At 45.2% G+C, this 17,265-nt stretch carries 15 protein-coding genes; 10 read left to right on the plus strand and 5 right to left on the minus strand.

What is annotated here, in order from left to right; translation table 11 throughout:
- Positions 1 to 6: 6 nt before the first annotated feature.
- The 4 genes from AC2YIT_RS30635 to AC2YIT_RS30650 form a co-directional block, all read right to left on the minus strand.
- Positions 7 to 747 carry a recombinase family protein gene (locus AC2YIT_RS30635; protein ID WP_487281721.1) on the minus strand — a complete coding sequence of 247 codons (741 nt, stop codon included), beginning with the start codon at positions 745 to 747 and terminating at the stop codon, positions 7 to 9.
- 8 nt (positions 748 to 755) lie between these two features.
- Positions 756 to 947 (minus strand): hypothetical protein, encoded by a 192-nt coding sequence (locus AC2YIT_RS30640; protein WP_430851625.1) that lies wholly within the window; start codon positions 945 to 947, stop codon positions 756 to 758.
- Positions 948 to 1,242: 295 nt separating this feature from the next.
- Complete coding sequence (locus tag AC2YIT_RS30645; RefSeq protein WP_487281722.1) at positions 1,243 to 2,106, minus strand: AraC family transcriptional regulator; 864 nt, start codon at positions 2,104 to 2,106, stop codon at positions 1,243 to 1,245.
- Between the two features lie 39 nt (positions 2,107 to 2,145).
- A complete protein-coding gene (locus tag AC2YIT_RS30650; protein WP_430851631.1) occupies positions 2,146 to 2,595 on the minus strand; it encodes a YybH family protein in 450 nt (149 codons plus the stop codon).
- 117 nt (positions 2,596 to 2,712) lie between these two features.
- Between AC2YIT_RS30650 and AC2YIT_RS30655 the strand changes: the two genes are divergently transcribed.
- The 7 genes from AC2YIT_RS30655 (at position 2,713) to AC2YIT_RS30685 (ending at position 12,667) form a co-directional block, all read left to right on the plus strand.
- On the plus strand, positions 2,713 to 5,334 hold the full coding sequence (locus AC2YIT_RS30655; protein ID WP_487281723.1) for a sigma-54-dependent Fis family transcriptional regulator: 2,622 nt from the start codon (positions 2,713 to 2,715) through the stop codon (positions 5,332 to 5,334).
- Positions 5,335 to 5,529: 195 nt separating this feature from the next.
- Entirely contained in the window at positions 5,530 to 6,270 is a 741-nt protein-coding gene (locus AC2YIT_RS30660) for an SDR family oxidoreductase (protein ID WP_430851635.1), read from the plus strand.
- Positions 6,271 to 6,309: 39 nt separating this feature from the next.
- Positions 6,310 to 7,065: an SDR family oxidoreductase gene (locus AC2YIT_RS30665; RefSeq protein ID WP_430851638.1), complete on the plus strand. Its 756-nt coding sequence runs from the start codon at positions 6,310 to 6,312 to the stop codon at positions 7,063 to 7,065.
- A 226-nt stretch (positions 7,066 to 7,291) separates the two neighbouring features.
- On the plus strand, positions 7,292 to 7,774 hold the full coding sequence (locus AC2YIT_RS30670; protein WP_487281724.1) for a hypothetical protein: 483 nt from the start codon (positions 7,292 to 7,294) through the stop codon (positions 7,772 to 7,774).
- A gap of 324 nt (positions 7,775 to 8,098) precedes the next feature.
- The gene (locus AC2YIT_RS30675; protein ID WP_487281750.1) at positions 8,099 to 8,623 is read left to right on the plus strand and encodes a recombinase family protein; all 525 of its coding nucleotides are present in this window, start codon (positions 8,099 to 8,101) and stop codon (positions 8,621 to 8,623) included.
- A gap of 36 nt (positions 8,624 to 8,659) precedes the next feature.
- Entirely contained in the window at positions 8,660 to 10,045 is a 1,386-nt protein-coding gene (locus tag AC2YIT_RS30680; protein ID WP_487281725.1) for an ApeA N-terminal domain 1-containing protein, read from the plus strand.
- Positions 10,046 to 10,921: 876 nt separating this feature from the next.
- Positions 10,922 to 12,667, plus strand: coding sequence for a T9SS type A sorting domain-containing protein (locus tag AC2YIT_RS30685; protein WP_487281726.1), 1,746 nt, complete (start codon positions 10,922 to 10,924; stop codon positions 12,665 to 12,667).
- Positions 12,668 to 13,316: 649 nt separating this feature from the next.
- Here the strand turns inward: AC2YIT_RS30685 and AC2YIT_RS30690 are convergent.
- Positions 13,317 to 14,012 carry a hypothetical protein gene (locus AC2YIT_RS30690; protein ID WP_487281727.1) on the minus strand — a complete coding sequence of 232 codons (696 nt, stop codon included), beginning with the start codon at positions 14,010 to 14,012 and terminating at the stop codon, positions 13,317 to 13,319.
- On the opposite strand from AC2YIT_RS30690, the gene AC2YIT_RS30695 reads away from it, so the two are divergent.
- From AC2YIT_RS30695 to AC2YIT_RS30705, 3 genes are all read left to right on the plus strand, one after another.
- Positions 14,001 to 14,531, plus strand: coding sequence for a hypothetical protein (locus AC2YIT_RS30695; protein ID WP_487281728.1), 531 nt, complete (start codon positions 14,001 to 14,003; stop codon positions 14,529 to 14,531). The two genes, AC2YIT_RS30690 and AC2YIT_RS30695, sit on opposite strands and share 12 nt — an antisense overlap.
- A 501-nt stretch (positions 14,532 to 15,032) precedes the next feature.
- Positions 15,033 to 15,674 carry a helix-turn-helix domain-containing protein gene (locus tag AC2YIT_RS30700; protein ID WP_487281729.1) on the plus strand — a complete coding sequence of 214 codons (642 nt, stop codon included), beginning with the start codon at positions 15,033 to 15,035 and terminating at the stop codon, positions 15,672 to 15,674.
- Positions 15,675 to 16,242: 568 nt separating this feature from the next.
- Complete coding sequence (locus AC2YIT_RS30705; protein WP_430851654.1) at positions 16,243 to 17,187, plus strand: hypothetical protein; 945 nt, start codon at positions 16,243 to 16,245, stop codon at positions 17,185 to 17,187.
- Positions 17,188 to 17,265: the final 78 nt, after the last annotated feature.

Here is a 17,265-nt window from a genome sequence, read left to right on the forward strand (position 1 = left end):
GAAAGTTTACACAGTTAATGCGATAGTCCCCTTTTCCCCTTCGAATTCGGGAATAAATATTTGTCCGCAATAGACCAGATTCCGAATTGCAAGCCAAAAGTTGTTTTTACTGCACTTTAATCCTTTTCTGACCGCTTGCTTCCATACTTGTTCTGAGTTAAACCTACCTAATGCAAGTTCTTCAAACGCCCATCTCATTATCGATGCCTTATTTGCGTCAGGCTCAATTATTTTTTTTCCGTCAAATGACCGGGCATTACGATATCCTATCGGGGCGGTGGCAACCCAGCGTCCTTCTTTCTTGGCGCGACGCATGCCGTGGAAGACATTTAACGCGCGACGGTCATTCTCAACTTCGGGCGCAGCTAAATAGAAAGCAAGCATGATCTTGTTTTCTGGAATTCGGATATCAAGTGGTTGTTCGATAGCCTGTGGTTCAATACCCGCTTTGCGAAGGACATTGATCATTTGGTACGCGTCACCAGCGTTGCGACTAAACCGGTCCCATTTTGTAAATAGGATTTGGTCAATCCGAAGTCGTTTATTCTCCCTTAATCGGGCAAGTAGCATTTGCCACTTTGGTCGCAAGAATGTTTTTGCCGAATGGTCCTCGAGGATCACTTCGACAACTTCCACGGAATTGTATTTACACCAATTTCGTAACCTATCCTCTTGATCTCGCTGAGAGTAGCCTTTTTCTGCCTGTTCATCAGTGCTTACCCTGACATATAGAATAGCTCTGGACATGGTATTGATTATTTTGTTGATGAATTGCGCTTCGAACCAGAAGCCTTACGAAAATACTGATTAATAGCCAATGTAACCAGGTGTTGCATCGATTCCAGCATCTTTTCTGCTTGCTCGATAGTTATGTCTTCGCCAATATCTTTTAGGTGTTTGACAACACTCACGACTTGCTCATTGTTAGGTTTACCTCGTTTCTCCATTTCCTCGCTCTTTTCTCCAAGCCGTAATATAGGTCTGTGAAAACGGGGAACAAGCACCCTTTCGATTTTCGAATGGGTCAATGCGGAGATGAACGTTCCAAAGAATAGCTTTCGTCATTTGCCTTTGGAGTTCAGGAAGTTGAGTATCCTACCTGCAACGGAATAAATGTCGCATCAAGTTGTTTTTGATCTTGAATCGATATCTAAATGGTTGAAAATGAGAGACAAGTTTGAGTGTCAAAAACCAAGTAGTGTACGCAAATACGGTGGTTTTTCTGTACTCTGCCGGTGTTGATTAGTCGATTGATAATTGTTTGTCTCTAAATGCAGTTGGGCCGACACCAACGACCTTCTTAAACAGCCGGCTAAAATACTTCTGGTCCTCGAATCCCAGATCCAATGCAATTTCCTTGATATCCAAATCTGTGTAAAACAGCAGCCGCTGCGATTCGGCGATCACCTCGCGATGGATTAATGCTGAGACGGAGTTAGCGGTGACGGCCTTCACGCACGCATTGAGATAGTTAACCGATATATTTAACTGACCGGCATAATCGGCAGGCTTTTTCAAGGTCTTATAATGGTTCCGCAGAAGCTTTTTAAAGTCTTTGGCGACAACGAACTGACGTTGCCCGCGACGTTCAGCCAGATGATTTTGCGTTTTACGGTAAATGATCATGGCCTCGTAGACAAATGCTCTCAGTAACGCGTGTGTAACGATCCGGTTGTGATCAGCACCTTTGTTCAATTCTTCCAATTGCAACATCAGGCCGATGGATTTTTTAAACCAGGCATCTTCGGTTTGTGAGAGCAGCACCGCCAGTACCTCGGTCACTGATTCATCCAGCGTAGACCTGATTGGCTCGTCGATCAATCGGCTGTCGAACGAGACATACCAGCCTGCTCCGCCAAGAGATGATATCACCTGATGTACCTGCCCTGGGTAGGAGATAAAAAGCATCCCGGGTTTAACCGTAACGGGCTGAAAATCGAGCATAATATCAATTTTACCCTTTTCCAGAAGCAGGCAGGTATAATGGTCATGGCGATGGGGTTTGAATGCTTCCGCGTTTTGTACATGATTGCCTACCCACCGCTCGACTTCTACACCTGTGTGCGTATTGACCAATTTTTGCAGGATAACGCCGGTGTTTGCCATAGATGTTAATTTGGGGCCGGACTCCCGGCCCCGGCTTGTTTAATATAAACTCCTAACCTGTGTCCCGAACGGGTTGTCGATGATGTACCGCCAGAAGCCGTCAGGGCCTTTTCTGGCGATATCGTTGGAGGTTGCCACCATGTGTACCGCCGTGCCATCAGGGGCTTTACCGGCAATGTTCCAGTCCAATACGAGCGATGCCGTGTCACCAGCAACAAAAATATGGCGGGCAATGATGTGCATGGGCAGCTGGACGCTGTAATATTTCAAAAGCTCCTTGCGGATCTGCTCGCGCCCTCGCTGAGGGACACCCTGGGCGTCGACGAGCACTGCATCCTGTTCGTAGAAATCCAGCATTATATCCACATCCATCGAGTTAAAATGCGCCAAAAGCGACGGGACGATTTCTTCGGGCGTTGTTGCGAGCGGATATTTTTCTGCGATTGCATTAACTGTGTTTTCGATTGAATCCATACTTTGCTGTTTCATAACTTTGGTTGATTTGTTTTGTTGATGCAAAGCACGGATGGTTGCGGATTTGAATTGTCCTACTATTCGGCGCAAAAGGTGGACAAATCAACTTAAATTCAGATATACCTCGCACAGATGAAGCAGTTTTCCAACCTGGATCAAAACAGTAATAATCATACAAATCTTGAATGGGAACGACAATTGCTGCTCGATCTGGGCAATGATATCACCAAAGTGCGCGACAAGAATGACCTGATCGTCCTGTTTTCGGATCGTATCAAGTCATTAATACACTTTACGCATACAATTGTAACCTTGATCGACCGCAAGGATGAAACCTACAAGCCATTTTTACTTGATCACCGTGCATCAGCCATTAAGGACCACCCCGAATATGATGATATGGTCAAGGCGTGTTTTCCGCTTGACGAGCCCTTTATCCAATCCGTTTTGGCGGCCGGCGGTCCTGTCGATTTCTTTCTCGCCGATATTGTCGATGCCCCGCAAAGCCCAGCGTTCCTGCGCGTAAATTTCGAGAAAGGTATCCGGCATGTGCTGATGACAACGCTGCGGACCGGCGACCAGCCGATCGGCTTTATCCATATTTACACCGATCAGCATGATGGTTTTTCGCAAGAATTCAAGGACATCGTTCAACGGATCACCCCGCAATTGTCAAGCGCGGTTTCCAACATTATCAAAAACGAAGAAATCCTGCAAAAGGAAAATGAAAAGTCATTTCTGCTTGATTTCAGCAATGATATGACCGCTGTCCGTAGCCGGGATGATCTGGCTGTCGTAGTTAAAACAGCACTACGAAAGCTCAACCCCGAGGGAGGATATGTGATCCGCAAGATCAATGAAGATGGGCTGACGATGTCGGCATACCTGTACGATACAGGCGCTTCTGCATTCGATCCGGCATTGTTGGAGCGGGTGCTTTCCGAGAAGTACCCGATCAATGACGGGCTCCAAAACCGCATCCTGGATAGTTACATCCCGTTGCTTTTCAATGTGGGCCGCGAGTTGCAGAGAGGCTACAATCTGTCCTACCTGAATCTTTGGGAAAACATGGGTTTCAAAACAATGGTTGGCATTGCATTGCGAAACGGCAACGCCAACATTGGTCTGCTTTGGCTGAGCATCGACGAGATCAACATTCCAATCTTGCAGGGCATCTGCTCGCAGATTGCCATTGCGATGGGCAACATTATGGCCAACGAGGACATTCTCCGCCGGCAGGCTGAGCAGCAGCTGATGCTGACGTTTTCAAATGATATTACCGGTGTTAAATCCAAATCCGACCTGGATCATGTGGTTTCGAATGTTTTGCAGGGCTTGTTTCAAACCCGGATCGCTGTTATGTACCTCTTGGCGGAAGACCAGGTTACCCTGCGGCCTTACCTTTTCGACCGGCAGTTTTTCCAGGAAACCGAGGTAGCTGAGCACGAAGAATTTTACTCTTTAAATATTAATGAGCAACATATAAAACTCGTCTTCGAAAGCAACCAGCCGATTTTGCTGGACATTGATGAAAACCTGGAAGCGAAGTGCCTGAAACTGTCCATCCAGCGTGAGCAGCGCGGGATTAATACTGTCTATGCATCGGCGCTGAGATTGGGCGAGCAGAACCTGGGCATGGTTTGGATGCTGGGTGAACGGATCAGCGGGCCGCTTTTGCAAGGTATTTGCGCCCAGATTTCGACCGCGGTTTCCAATGTGCTTGCGCACGAGCAGATACTGCGTTTGAAAAAAGAGCTGGAAAACGAAAACGACTATCTCAAACAGCAGCTCAATCAGGATTTTGAAGAGATTGTCGGCGGCGGTGAAGCGATGCAGCAGGTATACCGGCTGATTTCCCTGGTGGCTGAAAGCAACTCGACGGTGCTGCTGCTAGGCGAGACGGGTACTGGAAAGGAATTGATCGCAAAAGCCGTTCATAACGCGTCTTCCCGCAAAGAAAAGCTCATGATCAAGGTCAACTGCGCAGCTATGCCTGCCAGCCTGATCGAGAGCGAGTTGTTTGGCCATGAGCGTGGCGCATTCACCGGGGCCGTCGAGCGGCGCATCGGAAAATTTGAGCTGGCCAACAACAGCACACTATTTTTGGACGAGGTGGGGGAGATGCCGTTGGAAACACAGGTGAAGCTGCTGCGAGTTTTGCAGGAAAAGGAAATGGAGCGTGTAGGCGGTAAAACTACCATCAAACTAAACGTTCGGATCATTGCCGCCACCAACCGCGACCTGGAAGCGGAAGTAAAAGCGGGCCGGTTCCGCTCGGATCTGTATTACCGTTTGAATGTATTCCCTATCAAGCTGCCGCCGCTGCGCGACCGCAGGGAAGATATCGAAAGCCTTGCCGGATTTTTCTTATCCAAATTCAGCAAAAGTATAGGCAAGAAAACCGTCAAACTATCAGCCAACGCGTTACGGCAGTTGCAGGCCTATTTGTGGCCGGGCAATGTGCGCGAACTCGAACATCTGATTGAGCGCTCGGTGATACTGGCGACAGGTCCGATGATCACCGAGTTTTTCTTGCCGCAAGCGACAGGGGTAACGACCGAAGATCCAATGAGGCCATCCGATTTACCATTGGAAGAAGTGGAGCGTATGCACATCATACAGATATTGCGCCGGTGCGGCGGCAAAATTTCCGGCATCGGTGGTGCCGCAGAAATTTTGGGTATCCCCGGTAATACCCTTCATTCCAAAATGCGCAAGTTGGGCATCTCAAAGGCCGATTACTACGCTCATTAAGTCCTTTCACCAGTTGGGGCATTTCGTCTATGCTCATCAAATAAGATGATACTTTTGATGTTTTCACCAAATACGGTGAAAATGAGAGGTGTCTGTATTAAATATATTATTGATAATCAGTCTATTAAATATTTGGCATCGAAATGGCAAGTTTAGGATCATCTGTAAGATTTTAAACTTAAACATTTCAAAATTATGAAGATTGTTATTGTAGGCGGTACGGGGTTAATCGGAACAAGGGTTAGCGAAAAACTGCGGGTGTTGGGCCATCAGGTAGTCGTAGCCGCTCCTTCGACGGGCATCAATGCATTGACTGGCGAAGGCCTAGCTGAGGCCATGAAAGGTGCCGAGGTGGTCGTCGATCTGTCTAACTCGGCTTCTCCCGAGGAAGATACAGCCATCAATTTCTTCCGCGCAGCAGGCAGGAACCTGGCAGCGGCAGAAATTGCGGCCGGTGTTAAACATCACCTGGTGCTATCGATCGTAGGAACCGACCGGGCTTTGTACATCGGTTATCTGCGCGCCAAAAAAGAGCAGGAGGATATTATCAAAGAATCCGGTATCCCGTACACGATCATCCGCGCTACGCAGTTCCACGAACATATCACGACTTTAATTGCGGTGCAATCCGACGAGGAGGCCATCCACATTTCTACCGTGGACTACCAGCCCATTGCAGCAGAAGACGTGGCCGCATTGGTTACCCGGCTCGCATTGGAAGCGCCTAAAAACACGACCGTGGAAATCGCAGGGCCAGACCTGGCGCCCATGAACGAGTTCGTAAGCCAGTACCTTTCTGTTAAAGGCGGGGAAAAGCCTTTGAAAGCCAACGACGAGAATAAGTACATGTTCTTTGAAATCCCCAAGTCCCTTTTGGTCCCCCAGGGCGATTTTTACCCTGGCGCAATCCGGTTCAGCGACTGGATTAACGAATAACCAGCCTATCCTTTTAATTGATCCACAAAACCAGAAATCATGAAAATTGTAATCATAGGCGGCACGGGCCTGATTGGCTCAAACGTCACTAAAAAACTTCGCCAGCTTGGCCACACCGTCATTGCTGGTTCTCCTTCCACCGGTATTAATGCACTTACAGGCGAGGGGCTTTCAGATGCATTGGAGAACACGGACGTGGTCGTCGATCTTTCCAACTCTCCTTCGTTTGAGGACGCTCCGGCCATCCAGTTTTTTGAGACAGTGGGGCGTAACATTTTGTCGGCTGAGTTGAATGCAGGCATCAAACACCATGTCGTCCTATCCATTGTCGGCACGCACCTGATGGAAGGAATGGGTTATATGCGGGCGAAGAAAATCCAGGAAGACCTGGTAAAAAGCTCCGGAGTTCCTTACACCATCGTCCGCAGTACGCAATTCCAGGAATTTGTGCCCACCATTGCTGCGGGAGGCAAACAGGGGAGTGAAGTTCATGTCTCGAAGCTCGATTTCCAGCCCATTGCTGCCGAAGAGGTGGCGCTGTTCATTGCCCGGTTTGCGATATCTGAGCCTGCGAACGGAACTGTCGAGATTGCGGGCCCTGTCCGTGGGCCCATGAGCAAATTCGTAGAAGCTTATGTGAAGACAAATGACGCGGGTAAAACGGTGATCGCCAACGACAGCAATGAATATTTCGGCCTGGCAGTGCCGACATCGACGTTGGTTCCGGAAGGAAATGCGTATCTGGGTGAAACGCGGTTCCAGGAATATCTTCAGTCTCTTTCGCCCCAAGCCTGACAACCTTGCAGTTTTTAGATTGTCCTGATCATGCACGGTTGGTAGCAATTACTGACCGTGCTTTTAAACAACCTCGATTGCGTATCCCATGAATATTCAAAACGATAGAAGGGCATTGGTAAAATCCCTACATTACATATCCGGTGTTACATTGTCGGTTTTCATAGCATTTCACTTAATAAACCACCTTTTCGCCCTCGATGGGCCGGAAAAACATATCCAGATCATGGACCAGTTCCGGCTCGTTTACAGACATCCGGTCGTGGAAACACTTCTACTGCTGGTCGTTTTGTTCCAGATCGTTACGGGCATCAGACTGATTTACAAACGGGATGCCCAGACCATTGCCGAGAAGCTCCAGGTATATTCCGGCCTTTACCTTTCGTTTTTCCTCATTGCCCACGTTGGCGCAGTTCTTTCCGGGCGGTACATCGAGCACCTGGACACCAATTTCTATTTTGCTGCGGCTGGGCTTAACTATTATCCTGCAACTTTTATTTTTATACCCTACTATTTCCTGGCTGTGGCCTCAATCAGTTTGCACGTTTCGGCCATTCATTATTTGAAGACTAAATCGAAACCAGCGGCAGTTGGTATTGCTGTCGTCGGGATAGTGACTTCATTTATAATCATACTAGCCTTTACGGATAACTTTAAGTGGCTTGACATGCCACAACCGTATGAGCAGTTCATTCGGGCGTTAATTTGAATCATCACAAAAACTATACGTGCTGTATTAGCGATCATATTAAGGACTGATTCCCGATGATAGATTATGTCTATGATACTACTGCGCTAATTTATCCGGTCGTTTTTCTGTACTCTGCCGACGTTTATATTAACGATGCATTTTACTCCGAAAGCCGCCGAAATAGAGTTCATTTTAGTGGTACATGAAATCTAATTACATTATATTACCGTCATAGGGGTTAAAATGTAATTTGACATGATATTTGGTTACGTACGGGTTTCGAAGAATGAGCAGAACCAGGATCTGCAATTCGATGCTCTCTAGAAGGCAGGGTGCGAGAAAATTTTTCATGAGAAGATTTCGGGTGCTTCTAAGGAGCGACCCGAGTACGCAAAGATGGTTTCCGAGCTACGGAAGGGAGACGTGATCGTTGTATGGAGAATTGATCGTCTCGGCCGGGCCACTTACGAGCTGATCAAATTAATGGTCGAATGGAAGGAGATGGGTGTTGATTTCCGGAGTATTTCAGAAGGGATCGATACTTCGACTAAAATGGGCAGGCTATGGTATATGCTCAGTTCGGTTTTTGCAGAAAATGAGAGAGAGATTTTAATGGAGCGAACTTTGGCAGGAATGGAGGCAGCGCGTGCAAGGGGCAGGGTAGGGGGAAGGCTGAAGGGGCTCACCAAAAAATCCAAAGAGCTCGCGAGTTTAGCAGCAACCTTGTATCAAAGCAGAAGATACACAACGAAGCAGATTTGTGATCAATTGAAAATCGGTAGCAAAGCCACATTATATAATTACCTTAGACTAGAAGGAATAGAGATCGAGGGATGGGAGCGAACGAAAAAAGATCCGAGTGCCTAACATTTCCAACATTTGAACTCTCCGTCCTATTCTACTATGAATGACACTAAGAATTTTGAAGGAACTTGGTTTGTCCCACATGATTCACAAGTTTTAGAGAAAGTACCAAGATTCCAAGGATCGCTAACTTTTGACCCTGATAATGGAAGCATCCTAGTGTTACGTATCGATCAAATTAACAACCCGATTCTGAAGCAAGAAATCGATATTTTCCTTGGAAATACGTCTGAGGGACCTGTGACCCTTTATAAGTGTGTATGCTCTCGGCATGACTTTGGACGTGGAGCGGTGTATTACTATCATGTTCAATATATCATTGAGGGAGGCCATTTACATAACGAGAAAGATTTTCAATTTTCAAGAATAAATGCGGAGCTGTATGGTCTAAAAGAGTGGGTTGGAAAGACGGGTTTCAAGGTAAAATCCACGAATTACTCCACCAACTTTAAGGTAAACTACGCACTCCCGAAGAACATACCCTTTAAAATTAATGGATCATTAAGCGGAGTTATTCTTTTCGGTGTTAGTGGTATCAAGTTCGGTAATAGTCAATTAAATGTAAATCTCAGCCAATCTACTCAGGTAGCACTTGAAACTAAGATTCTGTTATCTCTGGACAAGATTTTAGACACCTTGACGGTTTTTAGCAATTTCCTCATGTTAGGATTAGATGATACTACTTATGCTACTCGAATCACACTTTACAGTAATATTCATATAGAAACTTTCGCACAAGGAGAAAGAATGCGACGAGTTCCGTTCCGCTTACTTATTCCGAGGCCAGTAGGAACCGACATTCGGAAAGTTGTAAACCCTCATAGGATGTTTTTTAAACTAGACACGGTCAATCGAAAATTTGAGAAATTGATTTCCAAGTGGTTCATTCTTTTCGAGAAAAACGAATCATCAATGAACTTGTTTTTTAAGCAATATCAGTGGAAGCACGAGAGTAATCCAACTATTTTTTTAAATTATGCGCAAATTTTAGAAGCTTATCATGCTGTAATGCAACAACAAAATAAAATAAAACATAGTAAGGAGTTTCTAAGAATGAGACGTAAAGTTTTAGCATTATCTAAGCAACAATTGCCACAGTATTTAAATTGGCTAAAAGAGCAATTTAACCGTTATAATGCGCTTACACTTCACGACCGCCTTCATGACTTAGTACATCAAACTAGAGGCACCCAATTATATGATGCTTTTGGAGATACCGAATCTTTTATTTCAAGTGCTAAAAATAACCGAAATCATTATACGCATTATAATAGGAGTAAAAGGCATCTGGCTTTTACAGGACTAGAACTGTATCAATTAACTAGGAAATTACATGTTTTAATAGTTTTTCATCTTTTAAAGGACATAGGTTTAAACCGGAGAGATGTTGCATCTCGCATAGTCCAATATTTTCATCTTTCTTAATGCAGTTTTTTCTTTCTATGAGTTCTTCGTACCCTTAACGATATTGTTGGCAATGAGCTTTTATTTAACATAAGATAACTTATAGAAATTCGAAGATTTTTATTTTGGTGAATCGCTTTGTTGATACTATTTGCATGATAGTGCTTCACAAACAAGGATATTCACTGGCACATAATTCAAAGTACAACCAGCCTTACACCGTAATACCTTGTGCCAATGGTAACATCATGATAGCGCCGGACGAGTACGTGGCTTACTTCTTCTTCGATTTGTAGCCTACTCTCTTCCATTGAAAGGTGCGAACGCAGGATCTTAATATAATCTTAGGTTCTTTCCAATATCTCGTGCATTTCCCCAATACTTTTAATTTCAAGTAGATTGCCCGTAATTAGATCCGATACATTTAACAAATTTCCTGTTTGGATCAAGTAACTGGCTGGTAATATGTGCTTTATCTAGAAATACAGGATTGGTTTCTAAGAATATCGAGAAATTTGCTGTCCTGAAATTGGTAGCATGGTTCTCGATCTTTCTGACGGTACTTGCCTTCATCGCCACCCTTGCAGAGACTTGCAGTTACTACGCTTTCAAGGATGTGCAGGAGGCACTGATCGAATTGGGTCCGTCCTTGACTGTGAAGCCGGCGCCTATTGCCGCAGATAGGCCATTGCCAGATTTGGTAAAGCCAATTTAAGAATAAAAAAGGTACATTCTACTTTCCCACAAAAGCTCTCGAAGGGCGCACATGTTATGCATTTTATAGATCGTTTTTTGAAGTCGGCGTTCTTGTTTGCAGGTGCATTTCTATGCGTCGCCTTACAAGCTCAACCCCTCAAAATATGGGATAGATCGTTGGGCGGCACTGCTTCCGACAACATGAAAGATATCCGGCAAACAGCTGATGGTGGCTACATAATGACCGGGCACTCCTGGTCGGTCATTTCTTATACGCCACCAGTAACGTTTCAGGATATTTATGTTGTTAAACTGTCCGCAAACGGCACCAAGCAATGGGAAAGGAGACTGGGGTCGGGTGCAGAATCCGTTGGCTCTATCCTTCAAATGTCTGACGGTGGCTATTTGTTAGCCGGCAGTTCCGCCGCTAACACCGGAGGGGACAAAACCGAAAATTCAAAAGGTGAATATGATTTCTGGTTAGTTAAACTCGGTGCGGATGGCACCAAACTATGGGACAAAACAATAGGCGGACCGGGAATAGAAGGAGTAACCAATTGCGAACCTACCGCCGATGGCGGTGCGATAGTTGGGGGTGTGACATTCTCGGGCAGTGGTGGTGACAAAGAAAGTCCCGCGTACGGCTACGACGACATGTGGATTGTAAAGGTTGATGCGAATGGTTCAGTCCAATGGGAAAAAACGATTGGGGGCAACAATATGGACGTATTTAAAAAAGTAAGTCCAACCCCGGATGGCGGGTATGTGGTTGCCGGCTGGACGTGGTCGGGGATTAGTGGAAACAAAACAAGCGCCTTGAAGGGCGAGGAGGATTATTGGATTATTAAGCTGAATGCAAATGGTGATATCGAATGGGATAAAACGATAGGTGGGTTATCCAGCGATTATCTTTATTCTATGGAAGTCACTTCTGACGGCGGCGCTATTCTATCAGGCACTACATGGTCGGGACCAGGTGGAGACAAGACGGATGACAAAAAAGGAATGACGGGCTATTGGATTGTCAAACTGGCGTCGGACGGAAATATTCAGTGGAATAAAGATCTGAGCTCTTCCGCGAGTGGAGGATTCGTGTATATATTGCAGATGACGGATGGAAGCTACATCAGCGCAGCGGATGTCGGCCCACCCGTCGATGGTGACAAAACCGCGGTCTCAAAAGGTGGAGGTGATTTTTGGCTTGTTAAACTAGATGCCAATGGGAACAAAATTTGGGATACGACTTTCGGAGGGACTGAATATGAGTCTATCAGGTGCTTTCGGCGAACGTCGGATAATGGTTTCGTCCTGGGGGGAGTTTCCGTCTCCGGAATTGGTGCCGACAAAACGGAGCAAGCTTTTGGCAGCGAGGATTTCTGGATTGTAAAGACTACGGACGAAGATCGCCTTCCCGTTACACTAAGTAAATTCAGTGGAGAAAATGAGGGAACAACCGCACTACTTTATTGGGAGACAACATCTGAAACTGGCAGTGACCGGTTTGAAATCGAGCATAGTTTAGACGGTAAGTCCTGGAATACCATCGGCAGTGTAAAGGCTGCTGCGACAAGTTCGGTGATTATGCATTACGATTTCAAACATAACTCCCCTTCATTGCAGCGAGTAAATCTGTATCGTCTGAAAATGATCGACTATGATGAAACCTATGGATACAGCGCTATCGCCACGGTGAAATTCGAAACAATGCCAGAAGTAGTAATGTATCCGAATCCCACCGCCCAAATTCTAAATTTGAAGCTCGCCGATTTTCGGCATGTGAAAAGCATCCAGATTATCAACGAAAAAGCTGCAAGCATATATGATTCAGGTTCGGCACCCACCTCGCAAATCGACGTTTCGCACTTGCAGCCAGGCAATTATGTTGTGCGAGTAATTCGGAGGGACGGCTCATCATTTTCACAGAAAATCGTGGTGAATCGTAATTAGATTGATAGGGCGATTTCAAGTAACAGAAATGCAACCTCTTGCAGCAAGAGGTTGCCGATATATCATAAAAAGTATTCTCCTTAGGATAACTCCCCAAAATTTGGAGATCTCGGTTGCCTCGGACAAATCCTTCCCTTCTAAGCAAAAACTGATGCATATTGTAGATGATGTGATATTAACAAGTCATCAGCACTTAATGGTAACAGGCTTCAAGTTTTTGAACATTGAGCCTTGATGAAATAAATGGAAAAGTCTTCTCGAGCTGACCAGATGAAAAAGTCGAGAGCTCTCCCAAATGTAACGAACATTTGCACGCCATGTTTGTCAGATCAAATTCGACCCTGTTATGGCGGGACTAATCGGTACTTACTAGGTTGGTTGTGAAAGTACGAAGGTTCAAAACGAATGTAGCCGCCGTTACACAGGTCCTTGAGAATCCTGGAATATGTCGAGCTGCTGTTAATTTTTGCTCCTTTCATCAGTGGCCGGCTATAAATCGCAAGGTGACCGGGGTTTTTCGATGAAATCGCTTCCTTCCATATCGTCAGGTAAAGCGCAATGTGCGACGGGCCGATTTTAGGGTCTTTTTGTATCCGCCTAAAGAAAGAAGTTAGGAATTCGAGTGCGGAATTTTGCGAATCAGAATTGATCATACCTTAACGCTGCGTTTCTTGCTGTTACCTTCACTTTTCTCTTCCTCACCCGACAATTCCTTGTTTCCCTGCTGATGGTTCTTTTTCTCTGTCTGCTCTATACTTTTTTGCGTCTCGTCAGCGCCTGACTGACGGATTCTTTTTTGATTCTCGTCGTAGACGGTAATAGATTTGAACTGGGGATTTGCTTCGATGAACCGTTTTTGGTCACCGTCGCCGGCGAAAGTTACAACCTGGCGATTCCCGCGTTCCAAGGATTCCAACAGCCTGACCCTTTCCTGCGGGTCTGAAAGCTCCTTAATCGGGTGCTTTTCTAGTGCTTTTTCAAGTTCAAAGCCATACTGGGGGCTGAATTGGCGAACTTTGAAATTGCCGTTGGAGGTTGTTTCCTTAAAGTCGAGCTTTAGCCATGCGTTGTGCAGCTGCCCGTCTTTATTTGCTAGGTCTTTATTGACCGATCTGCTATTCAGCAGGTTATACGCCTCCTTTTGGGTGATGTTCCTTCCTTCATTGTTAATGTAAAACGTCTGGCCGACTCTAGTCTCCGAGCCGGGCTTTTGAAGTTCGGCTCGGTAGCTGTTAAAAAAATACATATCTGAATTGGTTGATTTTTTGAAATTCAGCGACACAGCCAGCTCGTCCTTGCCGTATGAAGTGACCCGTTTAATGCTGAACTCATTTTGGGCTTTCATGAGCTGTTCGCGCAGTTGAGCCTGAGCTTCTTCACCAAAGCCGGTATATTTGACCTTATTGTGAATATTACGGGCAATGTGATCAGTGGCCAGGTCTTGGGTGACACTGCAAAGCATCTTTCCGAGCGTTTCGGGAAAATTCAGCAGGATCGCACGGCACTTTCACTGAACCGCTCCGATACTTCGATCAGCAAATCGATACAGTTGGATCTTGCTATTCCCGCATCTAAGATTTCATCAATGAGCTCAGGGGAATTTGTCGGTTTAGTCGCCGACAATCCCGATCAGTGCATTGACCTTAAAGCATTTTATAATCGTATCATGAACAATCATCAGGCCTTAGCAGCAGAGGCAGCGGCCTATAAGCCAATCCCAGTCGTCAGACAGGTGAATGCAGCGATTATCAAAAAGGTTTTCGAGCAGATTAAGGATGATGTGCGCGAAATCATAGAAAATGAAATTGCTAATATCAAACAGGATCCGGCACGGAAGCACTTGCTGGTAGATAAGAAAAAATAAAAAACGTTAATTGTACTATACTCCTTTGTGAGCGATCGGCCAACAAGCAGTGGCAAAAAACAGGAGAATGTAGCAGTTATTTGCATGGTGAAATATTCGTCGGGTCAATATTACGGATCAGGCAGTACATAGGAACATGACGTACCTTGGCTCTTTTGAACTAAAAAAGGTGGTTTTGTTAGGGTATTGTCTTGATATTCTGTGCTTTATTGTGTGTAAAAAAGGTGACATATGGGGCCGGAATATTTTCTGCGGAGCTATGAGCGATACGATCAAGATGTTGTCAAACTTTGAGTACAAAAGTTTGTTCCTACCAGGGTTGTCGGAAAAGATCTATTTCAACAATTCCAAACTGCAACTGTACCGGATCGAAAACTACCTCCGGAATATATTGATCCCGGTCCTTCCATACCGTACCACTTTCAATTTTATCATTTTCGTGACCAACGGAAGGATCAAGCAGCAGCTGGAAATATCTGAATATGAGATTGTCCGGGCTCCGTGCTTCTGGTCAAACAAGGAAGCATTACCCGCACGCTCGAAATTTCGGAAGATACTGAAGGGTTTTTTATCGTATTTGAAAACGAGCTGCTGGAAAACATATTCCTCGACAAAAGCACCGACTACCATTTCTTTAAAACATCGCCCTACGCCATGCTGTCCAAGCCGACCGAGAACTGGATGTCGCATTTGCTCCGGCTGCTCGAACTGGAACTAGGCTCTAACGACAGCATAGAAATAAGCGGGTTGTTATTGAAAGCTGCATTAATGAAAATGCGCCCCGATCAATCGCTGGAAGAGGCGTCCATCAAAAGGACTTTCTATATCACGCTCCAATTCAAAGACCTTGTCCAGCGATACCATCAGACGGAGAAGAAGGTATTGTTTTATGCCAACAAGCTCTCTATTTCCGAGAATTATCTTTGTAAATGCATTAAGGAAACAACCGGCAAACCGCCCAAGCAGTGGATCGGCGAGCTGAGCATATTGCATAGCCAAATCCTTCTTCAGGACATCAGCAAGGATATTTCGAGCATTGCTTTCGAGCTCAATTTCCAATCTACTTCCTACTTTACACGGCAGTTCAAACAATTTACCGGGATGTCGCCGACTCAATTCAGAAGAAGAGTGACAAAATTTTGAGTACTATTTTCGAGGGTTGACTATTGACCGCTCGTTACTTAAATTTCCTTGGTTGGGATACCTGCTTCCTGTTGCTTGAGGATCGAAACGATGGCACGGGCCACCCCGCTGCGTCTCTGTGAATCACGTCTTTTTCATCAATTCAAAATTCAGGTTTGATCTCTAATTTCAAACTGTCTGCCTTTTCAGGACACTTACATGGGTTCGATCTTTCCTGAAAATCTGGTGTTTGACGGATTTGAAGTTCGAACCCCTCGGCTAAAAAGAGATTGGCTTTATTTGCCAGATTTACAACAAGTTACAACGCAAAAAATGAAACAAATCCATTTAAATTGAGTTCTGAATCCGCCAAAAGCAAATACCCAAATTATACAATTTTAGTGCAACCAAAGTGTTATTTTGAGTTTGTTGTATTAATCGGCTGTGCCTTGGTTATTATAATGGAACTTTGAGGCGCGGATTAACCAATTCCAAAAGAAATTACATATACATGCTACCGCATAACCTCTGCAAGCAGTCTTGTTAATAAATCGTCACCTATCTTTTTTGAATTTAGGCTTTATATGAAATGATTAACAGACATGTCTCTACCTGCTATTTCTTAATAGCAGTGCTTTTTAGCGGATGTAATTCGGTAAAAGAGCCCCAACCTGATCCTCCATCAGAGGAAATCCCACAAGAGGTGGCCTCAAATGTTTACAACCTCTTCCCTCGTGCGACCGAACTGGTGGCCAGGACGTTTATCCGTGATAAAGTCTGGAAGGTGAATTTCAAGCAAGATGAGTCCCAGTTCATTTCCGTATTAAACAGGACTCAGCGCCTGGCGCATGCCAAACTATTAGATGAGCAGGTTCCGGAAACACTTCGTCGGATTACGGACAGCCAATTGATTCAAGGCGGCACGTATACAAATTTTAGGGAAGATGATTCCTCGCCTGGATATCCTCAGCAGTTTTGTGCAGAATACCGTTGGAACAATCAGAACTTCACCATTCGTTGGGTCAATTCAGTGGATGATTGGTCGAGCTTTGATAAGGCTATTTACATGTTCCCGGAAACAGAACTGACCTACTATTCTTCCTACGAAGAACTCCCCGATAAAATACAAAGTCTGCTCAAACCGCGGTATTTTCAGCCTGGTGGTGCGAAGGTCTATGTGCGAAACGGTATTCCATCCGTATTCGCAGTGGGCGGGCAATCGACTTCTCTTTCCTATAATGACATGCTCATCGACGATACAGGTAAAGTATTTTTTTCCATGATGGGCAACATTGAGTACTATAACGAACTTGACGAATTCCCTAAAAAGATTCGAGACTATATCAAAAATAATACCGCCTACGCGCCGATGGTTTATCGCTACGGTTTGCGCTTTGAAGACGGGCCATTCGGGGGGTATCGGGTGGACCTTACACCGGCCCAGGTCATGTTAAGCAGGCAAGAAGTAAATCTGTATTTTGACAAGGACGGCAATCTGGTCGAAACCTATTTTACGGCGCTTTTTAGGCAGTAGATACCGGCTTGAACATCACCAAATTCTTCTATCAATCTGTCGTAATGGACTTACCCCTTCACATTACGGCGAAACGAA

Source organism: Dyadobacter sp. SRI_021, from assembly GCF_057586235.1.